The sequence below is a fragment of the Sphingobium algorifonticola genome (assembly GCF_004005485.1).
Taxonomy (GTDB): Bacteria; Pseudomonadota; Alphaproteobacteria; order Sphingomonadales; family Sphingomonadaceae; genus Sphingobium; species Sphingobium algorifonticola.
In genome coordinates, this window is record NZ_RZUL01000001.1 from 926348 (window position 1) to 944505 (window position 18158).

Below are 18158 nucleotides of genomic sequence, written 5' to 3' on the forward strand. Positions count from 1 at the left end.
GATCTATTCAACCGCATGCGCATCCAGACGCAAGCCCCTAGTTTTCATATCGTGAGGAGGGAGGCCGTAGCGTTGCGGCCAGCAATATCGCCCCGGCGATAATCTGGACTACAGCGATCATTGCAAGGCCCGCTTCCAAGCCATAGCGGGCCTTCATCGCCCCCATCACGACCGGTGCGGCGGCACCGATCAGAAAGCCCGACGAAATAAGCAACCCGATCACCGTAGAACGGCGGGCATCATCGACTTCGTCAAAAATCGCGGCAAACAAACCTGCATCGTACACCCCACGACACAAGCCATAGAGGGCAAAACCGAGATAGACGATCCAGAGCGAATCCGCGCGCGCGGCAAGTAGAATGGCAGGCGCGCTTAAAATCAGACCTCCGGCCATAAATAGCAGCCGCACCCGTGGAAAGCGTCGAATCAGCAAATCGGTGACGGCGCTGCTTGCCAGAAGGCTGATGTAGGCAAGGAGGTGATGGTAGAAAACAGCAGAAAATCCTGCCTCCGTAATCGACAGGCCAAAGCGTTCGTGAAGAAGCGTGGGGGTCCACGTTAAAAAACCCGTCAACCCGAATACCAGACCGCCGAATGCAAGCAACTGCGCCAGCAGACGCGGACTTCGGGCCACATAGCGCATTGATGATCCAAGCTCCCTGACCTGCGAGGACATCTTGACCGCCGGGCGAATGACACGCGGCGCACGCTTTGCGGCGGCGGCTATAACCAGCGCCCAGAAGATACCCGTAATGCCGTACACCAGAAATGACGCCCGCCATCCGAACCGCTCTGCAATCCACCCCGTGATCAGGCTCCCCAGCACAATCCCGGTATAGTTGGCTGTCTGATGCACGGCGAGCGCCCGTCCCCGCGTTTCGACATGCGTCTCTGCGATCAGCGCGCTGGCGGCCGGCGCATAGAAAGCCTCACCCGCACCCGTCGCGACACCCCGGCAGATAATCAGCATGATCAGCGTCGAAGCCAGTGCCGTCGTGACAGTACCGAGGCTGAATACGAGAAGGCTGGCGACGATTACCCAACGGCGATTGAACGTATCCCCGGCGATGCCGGCGAAAGGAACGAGAAGCCCGTAGGCTAGGGTGAAAATCGAAGCAACAAGCCCCATCGCCGCGCTGGACAAGTGCAGTTCGGCCTGAATGAGCGGCAGGACGACGTTATACACCTGGCGGTCAGCTTGGTTTAGGAAGAAAGCGCCCCAGAGAAGCGCGACAATCCACCAGTCCGGCCGCACCCGGCTATTCTCCAAAGACATATATCCTCCCCATGTGCTTCATGCGACATTTTCGCCGATTATGGCACGCATTTATATTTGATCCATAATCGCTACAAGTTCTTATTAGAACCTATTGCCAAATATGAACCAAAAAGATAAACAGTTCTCATGAGACGCCAAACGTTAGCGTTTCTCCCGAGTGACTCAGGTGAGGTCGCCGGTGATGGGGAGAGGAAAATGAAGAACATGACTGTGCGCGCAGGCCTCATGGCCACTACCCTGCTGATCGGCTTCGGCGGGCAGGCTCTTGCTCAGGATACAGCCGGAGGCGATGCCGCTGTTGCAACAGCACAGGTGCCGGAAGCAGGCGATATCGTCGTCACGGGGATCAGGGCGTCAATCGACGACGCTATCCGCGTGAAGCGCTCGGCATCCGTCATCCTCGACAGCATTTCAGCGCAGGATATCGGCAAATTGCCGGACCAGAACGTGTCCGAGACGCTCAGCCGCATTCCCGGCGTACAAATTACGCGCGTCGAAGGCGAAGGGTCGAAGATCAACGTCCGCGGCATCGACCTCAACCGCACGCAGTATAACGGGAACAATTTCGTCGGTGCGTCCAACAATGGCGATCCAAACCTGTCCGACTTCCCTTCGGAAATCCTTTCTTCGGTCGATATCATCAAGTCTCCCTCCGCCGATCTGGTCGAAGGCTGGCTTGGGGCCATCATCAACCTGAAGACAAAGCGCCCCCTGGATCTGCGCAAGACGCTGCTCGCAGGGCGTATCCAGGGTTCGTACGCCGACAAGGCCGACAAGTTGGGCGCCAAGGGATCGGCCGCTTTTGGCGATACCTTCTTCAACGATCGCGTCGGCATATTGATCAGCGGTACGGCATCGCGCTTTTCCGGGCGAGCGGACGGCTATTCCAATCGCGGCTTCACCCGCCTGACCGGCGTACCGCTCAGCGGACCGGGCGCGGGCAACACCTTCGTCTTTCGGCCAAACCGCTTCGAGGAATATGTCAATCTGATCGATACCGATCGCTACAGTCTGAACGGTACGCTGCAATGGCGTCCGGTCGATGAGCTGACCTTCACACTGGATGGCCTCAAGTCGCATTCAAAGACGGCGCGCCGCCGCTTCGTCAACCAACTTATTTTCACCAATGCCCTCACGCGCACCAACGTCCTAGCGGACGGCACCATCGACGCTGCTACCGTCGGTGGTGTCACTGTCCGGCCGATCGTGTTCGACGGTCCCAGTGTGAACGACGCCGATGCGATCGCCTTCAAGGCCAATTACCAAAAGGATCGCTGGACCCTGAACATCAATGCCTCGCGCAGCACAGGCAAGAGCGACGGCGGCAATGATGCGATCGCGCAGGACGCGATCAGTTATCCAGGTAACGACTTCGTTGTCGTGACCCGTCAAGTCGCAGGGAATACCGCCAGCGTCACCTACGACAATCTGGGTTCACCGCATTCGCCCAATTACACGGTAAGCACGAATTACGACATCAACGACGTGTCCCAGTACGAAGGGTTCACGGTCGTCGATCAAAGCTATCCGACGGACAACTCGTCCAAGGATGCCGACTTCGACGTGCAGTATGATATCGATGCAGGCCCGCTAAAGGCGATCAAGGTTGGCGCGCGCATCGAAGAAGTGAGCGTTTTCAGGAACGTCAACGTCCGCACCTATACGGCTGGGCAACTGGCGGCAGGAGACCCTACGCCCGGCACGACGTTGCGCGCCAACGAAATTGCGGGCCTCACCTATTCCGGCATGATCACCGACTTTTTCAGCGGTCTCGACGGGTCTTATCCCCGCTCGCTTCTGGCCGGGCAATTCGATGTGGAGGATTTCCGTCGCCGCTTCGGGGGCGTTCCTTCGGAGGCCGATCTCGTCCGCGGACTGGCCTCGACCTCCGACGTCGACCAGACGACCAGAGCGGCGTTCATACGGCTCGACTTCGGCGGAGATCTGGGCAGCATGACCTATGCCGGCAATGTCGGCGTGCGCCAGGTCAACACGAAGCGCACTTCGTCCGGTTTCGACCAGACCGGCACAACGAGCGTCGTCGCGCGCAGCGTCGATAGCACGTTCAACAATACCTTGCCCAGCTTCAACCTTTCGGTAAATCCCAACGACAGGCTGTCGATCCGTTTGGCTGCAGCGAAAGTCACGGCCCGTCCCCAGCTATCGCTGACGGGCGTCGGCATCACCTTTCAGCCGACATCGGGCACCGGCAGCGCAGGCAATCCCCGCCTGGCTCCATTTGCGGCAACGCAATATGATATTTCTGCCGAATGGTATTTTGCCCCCGCGAGCTTCATCTCCGTCGCAGCGTTCAAGAAGGATGTTTCCGCATTCACCCGCACGGTGCAGACGATCGAGGATCATCCGGAAGTCGTCGCACCAGGCATAACGAACACGCTCTACACCATCAGTCGCCCGGTGAACGGATCAGACGGCCGGATCACGGGCTTTGAAGTCAACTATTATCATGCGCTGACATTCCTGCCCTCGCCGCTGGACGGATTGGGCATTAACGCCAGCTTCACGCGGTCCAATGGCAAGACGCCGAATGTCGATGAACTGACGGGCAAGACGCTGTCTTTGCCTAACCTGTCTCGCAACAGCTACAATCTGGTGGCCTATTACGAAAAATACGGCCTCAATCTCCGCCTCGCCTATAACTACCGCAGCAGCTATCTGCTGGCGCAACAGACTGCGGCGCTCGGCGGAAGCCTGTATCAGCGGGGTCGCGGGCAACTGGATGCTTCGGCAACCTACAAGCTCAACGATACCTTTACGCTCACGCTCGATGGACTGAACCTGACCAAGTCGGTGCGCAGCCTGTACACCGGCACGACCAATCGTCTGACCACGGCATGGCAGGATGATCGCCGCATCTACTTCGGCGTCAGCGCTACGTTCTAAACATTTCCAACGGTCGTCGCACGCAGTGGCGACCGTCAGTTTCCCAACACCAAACAAGAGAACCCTATGTCGACTGATGATTTCCAGAAAGAAGCCGCGATGATGAACCTCGATCGGCTGATCGCCGAGCGCGAGGCAGTCGACACATCCCCGCTACCGATCGATCAGAAGGAACTTCTGGATCGATATGAGCAGCTCTACACGGGCCTCATCAGCGATGTGCTGCGCGAATTCGTGCTGCTCGACCAAGCGCTGCCGCACTGGATCATTCCATTGCGTCCCGAACATACCGTCGCGGGCATCGCCTTTACGGTTAAGAGTGCGCCCAATGCCAAGATCACGGGCGAAATGGAAACACGCACCCGGATGCTAGGCGAGTTGCCCGCGGACGCCTTCATCATGTGGGACAGCTCAGGCGACGAGCATGCAACCTTGTGGGGCGGCGTGATGACGGCAACGGCGACCGGCCTTGGTGTCCGTGCAGCCTGCGTAGACGGCGGCATCCGCGATACCCGGCAAATCATGGACAAGGATTTTCCGGTCTATTACCGCTATCGCAGCCCTAACGGTTCGCTGGGCAGATGCCAGATTACGCATTATGAAATCCCCATAAAGATCGGCGATGTGCTGATCCGGCCCGGCGACATTGTAATAGCGGACATAGACGGTGTGATCGTGGTGCCTCGCGCCATGGCGATCGCCGTACTGGAACGCGCGGAGCAGCTGCGCCGCGATGAGGAACAGATCTTCTCCTGGGTGGCGAATGGCGACACAGTAGAGGAAATTACCAAAAGAGGCGGCTATTTCTGATGCGCGCTCATTGATGCCCGATCCTGTAAAACTTACCATGCTGATCCTGCCCAAGGAGGATCGACGCTGGGGCCTCGCACGCCAGATGGGCGTCACGCACGCTATTGCAAAACTGGCACCGGAGTTGACGGGCAAGCTCCCGCCTTGGGACTATGAAAGCCTACGCTCGGAAGTCGACCGCTATGCAGCGGCGGGGTTTCGCATCGGCGGTCTCGAAGGGGATCAGTTCGACATGTCGCGCATCAAGCTGGGGCTGGACGGGCGCGACGACGATATCGAGCGGTACAAGCGCATGCTTCAGAACATGGGCAGGTGCGGCATCGATTTCCTGTGCTACAACTTCATGCCCCTGGGCTGGCTGCGCAATCGCACGGGTGTGCAGGATCGCGGCGGCGCAGTTACGACGGGTTATCGGCATGGAACCGATCATGCGCCGGGCGCGGAGATCATCCCGGCCGAACGCATCTGGGATAATTACGAGTATTTCCTGCGGCGAGTCATTCCGGCTGCGGAAGACAGCGGCGTGCGTATGGGCATGCACCCGGATGATCCGCCTGCCCCCATGATCGACGGCATCGGCCGTATATTCATCAACGCCGCCGCGTCGCAACGCGCACTGGACATGGTCGCCAGCCCGATGAACGGCCTGACCTTCTGCCAGGCGACGTATAAGACAATGGGCGAGGATATCGAGGAACTGGTCCACCGGTTCGGCGCACAGGGCAAGATTTTCTATGTCCACATCAGGGATGTAAAAGGCTTGTGGAACGACTTTGTCGAGACTTTCCCAGAAGATGGCGACAGCGACATGGCAGCAATGTTTCGCGCCTACCGGGACATCGGCTTTGACGGCTATCTCCGACCCGATCATGCGCCGACCATGTTGGGATCGCAGGCGGAAGCCAGCTTCAGCGGTGGCACCGGATCGGGATACGAAGCCGAAGGTATGGTCTACACCATCGGTTATATTAAGGGGCTGATGCAGGCGACAGGCATGTCGTGGCAATGAATGAAAAGGCGAGGGACGCTACCTATGACCGTCACTTCCAACGCTGACGGGAATGACTTTTCGACGGTCGATGACATGCGCGCTCTGAACACGTCAGCTTCTCTGGATCCCTACATTGCGGCCATGCTTTCTGAGGGTGAGCCTCCCCTACTCGACCGGGCGACTGTGCCTGAAGCGCGGGAAGAGGCACGGAGACGTTTTCGTCCCATCGATCGAACCGTTCCGGTTCTGGACTATGTTGCAGATCGCACCGTAACGATCGAACGAACCGATATCGCGGTTCGCATCTACGTGCCCATGGCAACCCGTCCCATGCCCATGCTTCTGTTCATTCATGGCGGCGGCTTTGTGCTTGGTGATCTCGATACCCACGATGGCATATGTCGGCATCTGGCCGCAGGAGCAGGTGCGATCGTTGTCGCAGTCCATTACCGCCGTGCGCCCGAGCATCCCTTTCCTGCCGCGGTCGGGGATTGTGCGGCCGTTGGTGCCTGGATCGAGGCACAGTCGGAATTTCTGGGCGGAGATGCCCAGCGGATTGCAATAGTCGGTGACAGCGCCGGTGGAACGCTGGCGATCGCTGTCGTCCTGCAAGCAGTCGGGGTACCGATTAAGGCGTTGGCGTTGGTGTATCCTGTGACGGATTATCCCGACGACCGTCGCGAATCCTATCGTGCATTTGCCACAGGCTTCGGATTGACGCGGCAGATGATGATGACGTTCTGGCAGTTGTACGCACCCGATCGTCAGAATGAGGCCGCTCCCTTGCGTCACGGCGATCTCAAGCGTCTGCCGCCGACGCTCGTCGTCACGGCATCGCATGATATTCTTCGCGATGAAGGCGAGGCGTTCGCCATCAAGACAATGGCCGCCGGTGTCGAAACGCAGCATAAGCGGGTAGACGGCGTAACCCACGGCTTCCTGCATCTGGTCGGCGCTGTACCGGCTGCGGATACGGCCATGAAAATGATAACGGAATGGCTGAGAGATACGCTTTCCAGCCATTCAGGGAATTGTGAGAATGCATGACTTCGATCTGACGGGCCGTCGGGCGCTGGTAACGGGCTCAACCGAAGGCATCGGAAAAGCGATAGCGCAGCGGCTCGTACTGGCCGGGGCCGAAGTCATTCTGCACGGAGTGACCGCGGATGCGTCGGCGGCCCTACTGCAGCAGGAGTTGGCATCCACCGGTAGGCCCGCCAATCTGGTCACGGCAGATTTTGCGGATGCAGCGGCTGTCGACGCCATGATTTCTTCGGTTGGGCACGTCGATATTCTGGTTTCTAATGTCGCCGTCCAGATCAAGGAGTCGCTCGGTTCAATCCAAAGCACCGCGATCGACCATCAGGTCGCCGTTAATATGAAAGCCGCGCTGCGCCTGATCCAGGCCTTTCTGCCATACATGCAGGCGCAGAAATGGGGTCGCATCGTCATGATCGGCAGCGTGCAGGAAAGCGTCCCCCACCCCGACATGATAATCTATGCGGCGTTGAAGGCCGCGCAGGCTAACATGGTGAAGAATATCGCCCGGCAGACCGCCGGTGAAGGCATAACCGTGAACGCTATCGCGCCAGGGGTGATCCTGACGAACCGCAATGCGGCCGTCCTGGCCGATCCTGGATATGCCAAAGGCGTGCTGGCAGGCATTCCTGCACGCTGTTTTGGCGAAGCAGAGGACGTCGCCGGTACAGCACTGCTTTTATGTTCAGATGCGGGAAGGTATATTACAGGTACTAATTTGCCCATAGATGGCGGCATGCACCTTTGACCGATGCGTGATTGCAGGGCTCAGGGGCCTTGGCCAGCGGGTGTTGCGCTTGGAACGACCCCTGTCGGTCATTCTGCGGTACATGTTCGTTCGCCAGGAGCGGACGGTCTGCCTTCCAATTCTAAACACCCTGCTTTGATGCCGCTTCGAACGAAACATCCTATTCAAAGGGGACGGGAGGCGGCCTCATCAACGACTCCGGGTGAGCGTCGATACGCTCATGGTGAAGCCAAACGCGCAGTCATCTCGCTATCAGCAATGTCTGCAGCCATAATGGAATGGCTTTATCGGGTCCGGACATTCCCTGGGGATGCATTTGTTCTCAAAAGGTGACCTGCACACTTACCAGATCCTTATAATGCCCAGCTGCGGGTGCGCTTTGTGACGGGTTTATGCGCGCCTTGAAAGGATAGTTCTGAGCCGGAACTGGCGCACCCGTTCCAGGGGCGGCACCCGCCACAGGCGCAGCGGCATTCCATATGGTATGGCCATCGGCCCAGTAGATGTTGTAATCCAACGTCCCGCCGGAGCCGTTGCTCATTTTGCGCCATGGCATCGATGTGCCGGAATTGCCGTTGGTGACGGTGATGCTGAACGTACTGTCCTTGGTGCAATCCACAGCGAAGCTTCCGCTTTGTTCAGAAAACTGATCAACCAGTGCTACCGATCCGAAACTGATCGGCTGCACGCTGATCCGACAATCGGCGCTGACGACCATCGTGACGATGACCAACGCTGTTCCCGTGCCGTTTTCGCTGAAGATGCAGATGCCAAGGACGTTGACACCGTGGCAGACCGACCACGCCCAGTCGATGCGAATGGTATCGGTATAGGTGCCGGCCGATACATTGGCACCGGGCTGCGGCAGGACGTAAACCGACGGCGCAAAATTGCCCTGATCCAATATGCCGAGTAGCGCCAATGTGGACGAACTCATATAGTTTACGGTGCTGTTGTTGGAAAATGGCATCGTGCCACCCGGATCGGCCGACAGGGTGTAAGAGATCACATCGCTGCTTCCGGCACGCTTCAGCTTGAACTGGTTGGTGGTGGTGACAGTCGCATTGGCGCTGTTGCTCGACACTAAGGTAATGACGGAGCCAGAACAGGTGAAGCCCGCGCCTATCTTGGTGCGCCCGCCGCCGCCTGTCTGGACGCTGTAGGAGGATTGCGTGCCCAGACTACCGCTGACGCTGCCGACTGTGCAGGCCGCCGATGCCGTTTCCGGCATCAGCAGAAAGCCCATGAGGACCAGGCAGAAACGCACGACTCTGAAGCGCGCAATCATAGACATGACACCACCGGTGGCGCTATCGCCTCTGCGGAAATCTCAGGGACGACCGCGCGACAGCGCCCGCCATCGGCGCGACGTACATCGAGGATGGCACCGGACTGCGTGTTTTCTAGATACAGAAGACCATCCCAGCCGACGACAACGGACCCTTGCGTCTGCGTCTGCGCGACGATGCTGCCGACCGGCAATGGCCGGTTAACATCGTCGGTCAGGGTGAGGGAGATCGCGCTGTTTCTGGCGAGCGTAAAATCGACCACCGCGCCGCCGCCCGCGCGAATATTCATGTGCTTTTCCGAGACCGACACCAAAATGGTCCGGTCGAGCGCCATCGGATCGATACTGTACCGCCCCGAATAATGCGATGTGACACCGGGGACGAACGCATAGCCACGGCGGTTGCTCACGCCGACACGCTGATTTTCGTAGTAGACCGGGATGCCTGCCATACCATCGGTAGAGACGAGCGCGAAGGCATCGCTGACCTGTGCCGTGGGCATGATCTGCCCGCCGAGCATGACCAGCGATCCGCTCGCGCTCGCCCAAAGCGCCGTATCCCCGCGTCCGCGCGATCCGCCTGCAGTCAATTGCACGACAGGTGTGCGCCACACCGTCTCGCCTTGCGCCAACATGGCCCCCCGTCCTTCGCGTGCGACGCTGGCCGAGACGCCAAGGCCGCCTTCGCTGGGGATGGCGCGCGCGAAATCGACCTGCATCCGGCTGGTGCCGGTCGATGCGCGTTGCACGCCTGCGGAAAGGCTGCTGCGGCCAAACGGCAGAAGCACACGGAATTGCCCGCCCGCCCGCCCGTTGCGCACGTCCACATCGGCGCTGGCGATCAGGCTCAGGCGCCCGAACAGCGTTGCGGTGTAGGATGCCGTCGCCAGGCGGGTGCGCGGCGCATCGCGGTACACCGCATCGATGTAGCCGACACCGATCGATCCGGCGGAATCGAGCGACGCGGAGGCGAAGACGCGTGAGCTGCGGCGAGCACCGGACAGCATGCCCAGATCGAAGGACGCCAAATCGCGATAGCCGCTGCTGCGTTCGACGCGCTGTACCGACAGGCCGAAGCGCCGCCCCACATAATCATATCCGATGGCGACCTGTCGTCCGGAAGTGCCATTCGCCTTGTGACTGGCGCTGACCGAAAGATTGGCGGTCCCGAACACGCCGGGCGCTACGACGGCACCGATCCCGGCCATCTGTACCTTGCGCGACATCTGCCCTTGCGCTTCCAGCGTCAGATGCCGGGTGATGCCCATCCGTGCGACGCCGCTGGCCGCTGCCATACCATAGGAAAAGGACTTCAGGCCGTAATCGCGGCGTAATGCACCGACTTCGAGTGAAAAGTCGACGAGGCCAGGCCGCAACAGATCGTTGGACACATAAAAGGGGATGCTGGCGGCGATCCGTCGCCCGACCGCATCGGTCGTCACCACGACGGCTTCGCCCGCGCCGTTGATGGACGGGCGCGCATCAAGAAGGAACGGACCGGGGCGCACGCTGTCGGTATGGGATCGCTGGCCATTGATGAACAGATCGACGGCGGAAGGCACGCTGGCCTGTCCGGCGAACTGCGGCAACGGGGTGAGCACGAGGTCGGGTCGGATGCGGAAGTTGCGGCCTATCTGGACGCCGCCCATTCTTACCACATTGCCCCAACTGAGCGATCCCGTCACCATATCGCCTACCGTGCCGGCCAAGGCGCGGCCTTCATCCTGCAATCGCACGCGCGTGTCGTAGCGCAGATAGCCGGTCGTGCCGCCGGATAAGCGCACCGTGCCGGTGTTGCTTGCCGTACCGAAGCGGCCGAAGAGGCGCTGCTCGCTCCACAGCGAGGCGGTTGTGCGGCCACCGATGGTCTGGGCATAGAGATCATAGCTGATGAGTACGCCGCTGCCCGAAATAGCGGGCGCGCGCGCGGTCGAAGCCTCACCCAGCCTCTGCGTTGGCAGCAGGGAAGGCGGCACTATCACCGACAGACTCTGCTGTGCCATGTCATATGCGACCTTCGCGCCTGCCAGAGCGGTGACATCGATCATGTCCTCCGCTGCCCCTTCGAGGCGTAGACCTATGGCGCGCAGATCGCTGCATTTGATGCGGAAATGATCGCCATGCTGCTCCACGAACACCACCGGACCATCGCGGGTGCCATTGACATCGACTTTCAGGAAAAGATGCGTTGCCGAAGAGGTAAAGTCGGTGACAGAGGATGTCTGCGCAAAGGCCCATGCCGGCGTCGCCGCAAGGAAGAGGGCCAGCAGAGCTTGCCACAGTGCGCGACAACAGCGCCAGAATCGATCTCCCCCCATGGTTTGCGCGCACGCTGTCAGGTGCCGGATGCCAGCAGACGATCCTGCCCGTTGATGCCCACACGAACAGTGGCATCGGCAGGCGCATCGGACGGCAATGCCAGGCGCATCGTGGCGCCGGGCAGCACATAACCAACCAAGCCGTTGCGTACGGTCGTTTCATGACCCCGCGTCACCAGTCGCAGGTCGGTCAATCGGGCGTGGATGGCGCCGCGATTTTGAATGGAGACATAGCGTTCACCGCCTTCGATCAGCATCGCCGCACTCAGCGATGTGACCGGGCTGGCTACACTCAGAGTTTCGCCGCGCACGAACAGTGGAATGGAATAGCGCATCTGCACGGCCAGATCGGCGCGGCGTGCATTCTGGTCGCCTTCCGCAGACGGTTTGGGCAATTCGTCGATCAGCAGGCGATAGGCGCTTTCGCTCCCCTTTTCAGGGCTGTTCAGCTTGATGATACGGATCAGCTGCCGTGCGCCCGGCTCTACTTTCGCGACCGGCGGGCTGGCGATGACGTCATTTTGTGGTTCGTGCCGGTTCTCGCCGCCATTTTGCGCCCAGCGATAGGTGCGAACCTGCACCGTGACCGGTTCCGTGCCGCGATTTTCGATCCAAAGCGGCGTCGCCTTGTCCTGCACGTCCATCGACGGGTCGATCGGCCAGATAACGACGGACGACGCTGCATAGCTCGGCGACACGGCACTCACGCCGGCACACAGCAGTGTCAGAGGCAACAGCAGAGACAGTTTCATCCGGATGTCCTTTGTAAAGTCACCATGTCAATGTGACATGGACGGTGTCGGTGTAGCTGCCCGCGCGCGCGTTGCCCGGAAGGGTGACACGCGCCGTGATCGGGAAAATCTGTATCGTGCCGCCTTGGGTGAAACCCAGCGAGACTGTGTTGCTGGTCCACGGTGTCGTGCCGCCATTGGCGTACAAATCGTAGGGGATGGGCGTACTCGATGCAGGACCGGCGAGATGCCGCTGCCCACTTACAGCATGAGCACCGGCATCTGCTGCAATGCCGAGCGTAATTCCCGGTGTGCATTCGATCCGCAAGCCAGCGCCGGTTGCACCGACGACAGCGGCGTTGACCGTTGAGGTCGAGGTGCCCGAATGGCTGCCGAAGTCAGCGTTACCCAGGCTGCCGTTGCTCGTCGTCGCGATCCGGCAGCCAGGCACAACATCGGCAGACACCGTCACATCCCGCGTCAGTTCCGCACAGGCTGGCGACGACGCGGTCGACAACAGGCATAGCGCCAACATAATGCAGACAAAATAGCGTGCCATGGCTTGCCTCGATCAGTTGCATGTTACCATGCCAACGTGACTTGGACGGTGTCCGCATAGGTCCCCGCCGGCAGCACGCCGCTGTTCGAGGCCCGCGCGTAAAGCGGCACCGTGATCGCCGTCTGCCCCATGGTGCCCAAAGCAATGCTGTGGCCGACCGTCACTTCCTGCGATCGCCCGGCATCGGTATAGAGACGATATCCGATGCGGTTGGTGCCGGATGCCAGGCGCCGCACGCCGCTATCGTCATTGAGACCGCTGCCGATCGTCAATGTCGGCGTCGTGCCGGGCGAACAGCGAATGGCCAGATCGCCGAGCGATCCTACCAGTTGCGCATCAGACTGCGTGAAGGTGCCCGGTTCATTCGGGAACGCGATTGTACCGGCCGATCCGAACGAAGCGGTCGATGCCGTTCCGTTCACGAGGCACGCAGACGTGATCGTCAGCTGCACATTGATCGTTCCGCTGCTGCTGCCCGCTTGTGCCGGTGCGGCAATTCCCATGCTCGCCGTTGCTGCCAGAGCCGCGATGCCATGCTTCAAAATCATACGCATATTCATAAGGCTTACCCCGCCGTTTGAGTGCGATGGAGTAAGCGGGTCTCTGGTTAAGAAAGTTTTCCAAAACGGAACAAAGGGGGTATAGTTAGACCAATGTCTAACGATCATCGCTAATAAACGCGGGAAATTCAGTTGTTTGACAACCGCGCAATAGTGCTGCGCGTCAGTTTGACGGCGTCTTCCAGGGCATTCGGCTCGTCATATTCCACTGCCGACCACGCCACCCCGAGCGCTTCAAATCCTAACATGCCGCATATGCCGGCCGTGTCATGCGCTATGGGTTTCGGTGGCGCGCCTTCCGCAATCTGGGTCAGTGCCCTGCGCAAGCTATCGAGGCAGCGCATCAGCATGGCCGAAGCTCTGCGCCGGCCGACGATACGGATGAGACGGTAAAGCGGGTTATCGAAGGACCGGAATGCTGCATCCTCCAGAGGCCCCGCCCATTCGGACACGACGTCCAGCATTCTTTCCGCCGCGAGTGGCAGGTGCAGGACGGCATTGCATCCCTGCCCTGCGTCATCCATGTGCGGGGTCAGCAGCACGATCGGCAGCGTAGCGGACGGTCCGGGCACGGCTCGGATAGCGCGCACGGTGGCGGCGATGTCGCTCGAAGTACGGCTGTCGATCAGCAGGACAGCCGGTACGCTGTCCGACATATCGGCCATTAACTGCGCCGCATAATTCGCGTGATGGCAACACCAAGGGAAATCGGCCATCCACAGGGCAATTTGCCGACGACAGCTGTCGTCCGCGCTCAGGAGATAAAGGGCGTTGGGATCCATCCTCTGCATAAGTCCCTCGCTTGGACCATTTTCCTATAGAAATCATGACCTTTCCACTCGACAATGGTCGATCAAGCGCGCATCTTCTCCGCTAGTTCCGACACAACGCGCAGACGGTGAGTGGAATCTCTATGCAAGAGGGGCGAATACTACTGGCAGACGACCATCCGTTGATCCGGGAAGGATTGCAGATGGCGATACGCATCCGCCATCCCCAATATATGGTCGACGCCGCTGATAGCATCGCAGCGGCTGAAGATCTCGCACGGCGGCGAAAGCCCTACAAGTTGCTGGTGCTCGATTACCGGATGTCGGACTGCAATGGCTTCAACGGCCTCTTTCGAATGCAGCACGCTCTGCACGATACGCCGATCGCGCTCTTGTCCGCCTACACCCAGCCGCCGATCATCGCGACGGCGCGCGCGCTCGGGGCGGCAGGGTTTCTTTCGAAATCCCAGCCGCTGGACGAGTTGGTACGCAACGTCGACTTGCTGCTCGCCGGTCAGAAGGTTTTTCCCGACGTCATCGAAGTGCCCTCGGACATTGCTGATCTCAACGCGCGTTTGCAGAGCTTGTCGCCGGCGCAGGCGCGTGTGCTGTCGGCGCTGGCCAGCGGTCACCTCAACAAGCAGATTGCAGCGGACCTCGACCTAACCGAAGCGACGGTCAAGGCGCATCTTACCTCCATCTTTCGCAAGTTGGGCGTGACCAACCGATTGCAGGCAATGCTGGCCATACGCCCTGTGCTCGATCCGTTCGCAGAATCATGACAATTAAGGAGATGCCCACTCCGCGGGCGGCACCGAAATTATGGCGCAGCCTGATGGTGGCTTCGCTTGTCCCGTTGCTGCTGGCCGGGCTGACGCTCTGGTTTGCCAGCGAATATCGCCGCGCCGCGCAAACCAATGACGCAGTGGATCAGTCGTTCCGCCGCCAACTCGCGATCGAATCCGTTTTTTCGGCAGTGCAGGATGCGGAAACGGGGCAGCGCGGTTATGTGATAACCGGCGATCCCGATTTTCTGGAACCTTACCGAAATGCCGGCCTCGCTCTGCCGAAGGATATTGCGGCGTTAGAGAAACTGCTTTCCGGCGATCCGGTTGGATCCGCCCAACTGCCGAAATTGCGCCGCCTGATCGACCTCAAGTTCGCGGAATTGGAACGCGTTCTTGCTGCACGGGATGCTTTCGGGCGCGATGCTGCTGCGTCTATCATCGTGCAGGGGCGCGGTAAGCAGATCATGGATGATTTCCGCGCGCATGTCGCGACCATGGTGCGCGATCAGAATGCGATGCTTGCTCGCAATCTGGCGTTCGAGGACAGACGCAACGCCATCATCCGCGCTGCCGCATGGGTCGTCGTCATCCTGTCCACCATATTGGCAATGCTGGGTGCCGTCATCGTTCACACGGCAAGAGCGGCGCGCTATCGCGCACAGCAGCAGGTCGCCGAAGCCACGGCGCGACAAACAGCCATTTTCCGTCATAGCCTCGATGCCATCATTTTGGTCAACCCGAGCGGCAGCATGGAAATGCTCAATTCTGCGGCCGAACGGATGTTCGGCTATCCTTCGCAGGAATTGTTACGCCGCGACCTGTCGCTGGTCATCGATATCGCACCGGGCACAGGGCCATTTCTGGACAGGCTGGGCGTGAAGGGCGACACCATAGAAGTTCCGCTGCGTACTCCGCTCGAAGCGCGCACCGCGGACGGCGTGGTTGTACCGGTCGAAGTGGCGCTCGGCACTATGCCTTTGGAAGACGGCATTCATATTGTTGCGGCGTTTCGCGATATTTCCGGGCGTGCCAGAGTGGAGAAGATGAAGGATCAGTTCCTTTCCACCATAAGCCACGAGTTGCGTACGCCGTTGACATCTATTGTAGGCTCTCTTGGCCTGCTGCGTGGCGGGGCTACCCAAGAACTGCCGAGCGACGCCCAGCGGCTCGTTGTAATCGCTGAAAACAATGCCAACCGACTGATCCGGCTGGTCAACGATCTCCTCGATGTCGAAAAGATGCAGACCGGCCTGATGACCTTCGATTTCGAGCAAGCCGACATGCGCGACATCGCACGCCGCAGTCTGGATTCGATACGCGGCATGGCGACGACGCGCGCAATTTGCCTCGGTCTCACCGGCGATGATCGTCCCTTGGCTATTCATGGTGATACCGATCGCCTGATGCAGGTCATCGTCAACTTGCTGTCCAATGCGATTAGCTATTCGCCGGAAGGGGGAGCCGTAACGCTAAGCCTCGCCATGCAATTTGGGTACGTGCATGTCGCCGTGACCGATCAGGGACCAGGCATTGATCCCGATCTGCGCGCGAGGCTGTTCACGCGTTTTGCCCAAAGCGCGCACCGGACCGGGCCGACTCCCGGTACCGGCCTCGGCCTCGCTATTTCGCGGGAGATCGTGCACAACCATGGCGGGCGGATATGGTGGGAACCTGCGCTCGATACGTCAGCGGACACAGGCAGCACCTTTACGTTCACCGTGCCGCTATGGAACGGCCTTTCTGGGCAGATCGACGATCTTGGCGCGCGACGGCTTCTCCTTTTTTGCGATGCCCACGAAGCGGCAACGATCGGTGCCGCTTTCTCGCGACGCGAGATCGAGGCCGATGTGGTGGCAGACCATGAAGCGGCACTCACAGCCCTTGCGAACCGCCATTACGTTGCGTTGGTTATGGATTTTCAGTTTGCCGGGGAGGATGCCTTGACAACCTTGCAGCAGATCCGCGCCGACCCGCTTCACCGTTCGTTGCCTGTCATCGCCATTGCAGGCGAAACGCCGCCACTGCCGCCAGAGAAAACCGCAGCGCTCGACATCATCGACTGGATTTTCAAGCCTGTATCTCCATTTCGCCTCAATCATGCCGTAGGCGCGGCGGTCGAACGTGCGGCGGTCGCGATGCCGCTGGTTCTGCACATCGATGACGACATCGACACGTTGGAAATCACGGAACGTGCATTGGTTGGCCTGGCGCGCATCGCAAAGGCGAGCGACCTTTCCTCCGCGCGCAGTTTTCTGGCGATGCATGATGTCGATCTGCTGATCGTGGACATCGCCCTGCCGGATGGGTCGGGCCTGGATATTCTGGCCGATCTCAATCGGACTGGGTCGGAAAGGATCATTCCCGTCATAGTCTATTCCGCGCAGGACGTCGGTTCCGCTCGCGTCGCACCGAATGTCGAAGCCGTGTTGCTTAAGTCGAAGCGCTCGCTGCCCACTCTGGTCGAAACCGTCATGAACATTACGCAGCGGTCAAGTGCGGAGAAGCTGTGATGAACGAAAGGCTGCGTATCCTGTATGTCGATGATGAGGACGACATAAGAACGATTGTTGAGATGGCGCTGGGGCTGGACCCGGATATCGAGTTGCAGTCGCTGTCGTCCGGCGCGGCAGCACTGGCGCTGCTCGAGACGGGTGGATTTGTACCCGATATCGCAATGATAGACATGATGATGCCGGGCATGAGCGGTATCGAGTTGCTTGAAAAGTTGCGTAACCGGCCCTCGCCTGTAGCATTACCGATTTACTTCATTACGGCCAGCGCGCGTTCGTCAGACATTGCGCGTTACGCGGATTTGGGCGCAAATGGGATCATAACCAAGCCTTTCGATCCGATGACCCTAGCGCGGCGGATACGCTCATTGTGGCGCGAAAATAATGCATAAACTTATGCTGATCGGAGCTTTACCCGGTTTCTTCCGTCACGCCCGTAAGCGATCTTGAAACACGCCATCCATCACACGGTATTTGATTGTGCCGATAGAGAGGCGAACAGCGATTTTAATGAGCCACGCGGCAGTGGTTGGGCTACAGGTGGAAGCGCTGAAGGCAATCCTACGTCGGGCATCTTCATCACTCCGTCTGGACTGACAACGATTAACGTCGATGATAGCTCTGGCGATACGACCGGGATGTGGGATTTGCCTAAGCGGCCATAGCGGAAGCGACCTATGCCGGACGCTCAGGGCCGAATTTTTGATCCCCAGCAGCAGAGGTTCCGCTTTTCCGGCAGCTATTGACCAGATCAAGCCGTTATCCGACCAAGATCAGAATGACGGCTTTCCCCGAAACCCGCCCCTGCCGATTGAAAGACCGAACTGTCCACGATCGTCGCCTCAATCCATCCTGTCGACAACT

At 59.5% G+C, this 18158-nt stretch carries 15 protein-coding genes; 8 read left to right on the top strand and 7 right to left on the bottom strand.

What is annotated here, in order from left to right:
• Positions 1–37: 37 nt before the first annotated feature.
• Positions 38–1276, bottom strand: coding sequence for an MFS transporter (locus ENE74_RS04260; protein WP_127689355.1), 1239 nt, complete (start codon positions 1274–1276; stop codon positions 38–40).
• Positions 1277–1474: 198 nt separating this feature from the next.
• Here ENE74_RS04260 and ENE74_RS04265 point away from each other — a divergent pair, with 198 nt between their 5' ends.
• The 5 genes from ENE74_RS04265 to ENE74_RS04285 all read left to right on the top strand — a co-directional run bounded on the left by ENE74_RS04265 (position 1475) and on the right by ENE74_RS04285 (position 7770).
• Complete coding sequence (locus tag ENE74_RS04265; protein ID WP_164847371.1) at positions 1475–4183, top strand: TonB-dependent receptor; 2709 nt, start codon at positions 1475–1477, stop codon at positions 4181–4183.
• Positions 4184–4249: 66 nt separating this feature from the next.
• Positions 4250–4993 (top strand): RraA family protein, encoded by a 744-nt coding sequence (locus ENE74_RS04270; RefSeq protein WP_127689357.1) that lies wholly within the window; start codon positions 4250–4252, stop codon positions 4991–4993.
• 13 nt (positions 4994–5006) lie between these two features.
• The gene (locus tag ENE74_RS04275) at positions 5007–6002 is read left to right on the top strand and encodes a mannonate dehydratase (protein ID WP_206517634.1); all 996 of its coding nucleotides are present in this window, start codon (positions 5007–5009) and stop codon (positions 6000–6002) included.
• A gap of 75 nt (positions 6003–6077) precedes the next feature.
• On the top strand, positions 6078–7031 hold the full coding sequence (locus tag ENE74_RS04280; RefSeq protein WP_164847372.1) for an alpha/beta hydrolase: 954 nt from the start codon (positions 6078–6080) through the stop codon (positions 7029–7031).
• Complete coding sequence (locus tag ENE74_RS04285) at positions 7024–7770, top strand: SDR family NAD(P)-dependent oxidoreductase (RefSeq protein WP_127689359.1); 747 nt, start codon at positions 7024–7026, stop codon at positions 7768–7770. Before ENE74_RS04280 ends, ENE74_RS04285 begins: the two co-directional genes overlap by 8 nt.
• A 322-nt stretch (positions 7771–8092) precedes the next feature.
• Here ENE74_RS04285 and ENE74_RS04290 read toward each other — a convergent pair whose 3' ends face one another.
• The 6 genes from ENE74_RS04290 to ENE74_RS04315 form a co-directional block, all read right to left on the bottom strand.
• A complete protein-coding gene (locus ENE74_RS04290; RefSeq protein ID WP_127689360.1) occupies positions 8093–9064 on the bottom strand; it encodes a Csu type fimbrial protein in 972 nt (323 codons plus the stop codon).
• Entirely contained in the window at positions 9055–11376 is a 2322-nt protein-coding gene (locus ENE74_RS04295; protein ID WP_127689361.1) for a fimbria/pilus outer membrane usher protein, read from the bottom strand. Before ENE74_RS04295 ends, ENE74_RS04290 begins: the two co-directional genes overlap by 10 nt.
• Positions 11377–11393: 17 nt before the next feature.
• Complete coding sequence (locus ENE74_RS04300) at positions 11394–12128, bottom strand: fimbrial biogenesis chaperone (RefSeq protein ID WP_127689362.1); 735 nt, start codon at positions 12126–12128, stop codon at positions 11394–11396.
• A 19-nt stretch (positions 12129–12147) separates the two neighbouring features.
• On the bottom strand, positions 12148–12666 hold the full coding sequence (locus ENE74_RS04305) for a Csu type fimbrial protein (protein WP_127689363.1): 519 nt from the start codon (positions 12664–12666) through the stop codon (positions 12148–12150).
• Between the two features lie 23 nt (positions 12667–12689).
• A complete protein-coding gene (locus ENE74_RS04310; protein ID WP_164847373.1) occupies positions 12690–13220 on the bottom strand; it encodes a Csu type fimbrial protein in 531 nt (176 codons plus the stop codon).
• Positions 13221–13354: 134 nt separating this feature from the next.
• The gene (locus tag ENE74_RS04315; RefSeq protein ID WP_127689365.1) at positions 13355–13891 is read right to left on the bottom strand and encodes a hypothetical protein; all 537 of its coding nucleotides are present in this window, start codon (positions 13889–13891) and stop codon (positions 13355–13357) included.
• A gap of 248 nt (positions 13892–14139) precedes the next feature.
• Between ENE74_RS04315 and ENE74_RS04320 the strand changes: the two genes are divergently transcribed.
• Genes ENE74_RS04320 through ENE74_RS04330 form a run of 3 tightly spaced genes read left to right on the top strand, consistent with a single transcriptional unit; the run spans position 14140 to position 17686 of the window.
• Positions 14140–14778 carry a response regulator gene (locus ENE74_RS04320; protein ID WP_127689366.1) on the top strand — a complete coding sequence of 213 codons (639 nt, stop codon included), beginning with the start codon at positions 14140–14142 and terminating at the stop codon, positions 14776–14778.
• A gap of 11 nt (positions 14779–14789) precedes the next feature.
• Complete coding sequence (locus ENE74_RS04325; protein WP_164847374.1) at positions 14790–17294, top strand: CHASE3 domain-containing protein; 2505 nt, start codon at positions 14790–14792, stop codon at positions 17292–17294.
• Entirely contained in the window at positions 17294–17686 is a 393-nt protein-coding gene (locus ENE74_RS04330) for a response regulator (RefSeq protein ID WP_127689368.1), read from the top strand. Before ENE74_RS04325 ends, ENE74_RS04330 begins: the two co-directional genes overlap by 1 nt.
• The last annotated feature ends 472 nt before the right edge of the window (positions 17687–18158 follow it).

Excerpts from the sequence above, each read along its gene's own strand:
- ENE74_RS04260 (WP_127689355.1), bottom strand. The coding sequence starts at position 1,276 with ATGTCTTTGGAGAATAGCCGGGTGCGGCCGGACTGGTGGATTGTCGCG.
- ENE74_RS04265 (WP_164847371.1), top strand. The coding sequence starts at position 1,475 with ATGAAGAACATGACTGTGCGCGCAGGCCTCATGGCCACTACCCTGCTG.
- ENE74_RS04270 (WP_127689357.1), top strand. The coding sequence starts at position 4,250 with ATGTCGACTGATGATTTCCAGAAAGAAGCCGCGATGATGAACCTCGAT.
- ENE74_RS04275 (WP_206517634.1), top strand. The coding sequence starts at position 5,007 with ATGCCCGATCCTGTAAAACTTACCATGCTGATCCTGCCCAAGGAGGAT.
- ENE74_RS04280 (WP_164847372.1), top strand. The coding sequence starts at position 6,078 with ATGCGCGCTCTGAACACGTCAGCTTCTCTGGATCCCTACATTGCGGCC.
- ENE74_RS04285 (WP_127689359.1), top strand. The coding sequence starts at position 7,024 with ATGCATGACTTCGATCTGACGGGCCGTCGGGCGCTGGTAACGGGCTCA.
- ENE74_RS04290 (WP_127689360.1), bottom strand. The coding sequence starts at position 9,064 with ATGTCTATGATTGCGCGCTTCAGAGTCGTGCGTTTCTGCCTGGTCCTC.
- ENE74_RS04295 (WP_127689361.1), bottom strand. The coding sequence starts at position 11,376 with ATGGGGGGAGATCGATTCTGGCGCTGTTGTCGCGCACTGTGGCAAGCT.
- ENE74_RS04300 (WP_127689362.1), bottom strand. The coding sequence starts at position 12,128 with ATGAAACTGTCTCTGCTGTTGCCTCTGACACTGCTGTGTGCCGGCGTG.
- ENE74_RS04305 (WP_127689363.1), bottom strand. The coding sequence starts at position 12,666 with ATGGCACGCTATTTTGTCTGCATTATGTTGGCGCTATGCCTGTTGTCG.
- ENE74_RS04310 (WP_164847373.1), bottom strand. The coding sequence starts at position 13,220 with ATGCGTATGATTTTGAAGCATGGCATCGCGGCTCTGGCAGCAACGGCG.
- ENE74_RS04315 (WP_127689365.1), bottom strand. The coding sequence starts at position 13,891 with ATGGCCGATATGTCGGACAGCGTACCGGCTGTCCTGCTGATCGACAGC.
- ENE74_RS04320 (WP_127689366.1), top strand. The coding sequence starts at position 14,140 with ATGCAAGAGGGGCGAATACTACTGGCAGACGACCATCCGTTGATCCGG.
- ENE74_RS04325 (WP_164847374.1), top strand. The coding sequence starts at position 14,790 with ATGCCCACTCCGCGGGCGGCACCGAAATTATGGCGCAGCCTGATGGTG.
- ENE74_RS04330 (WP_127689368.1), top strand. The coding sequence starts at position 17,294 with ATGAACGAAAGGCTGCGTATCCTGTATGTCGATGATGAGGACGACATA.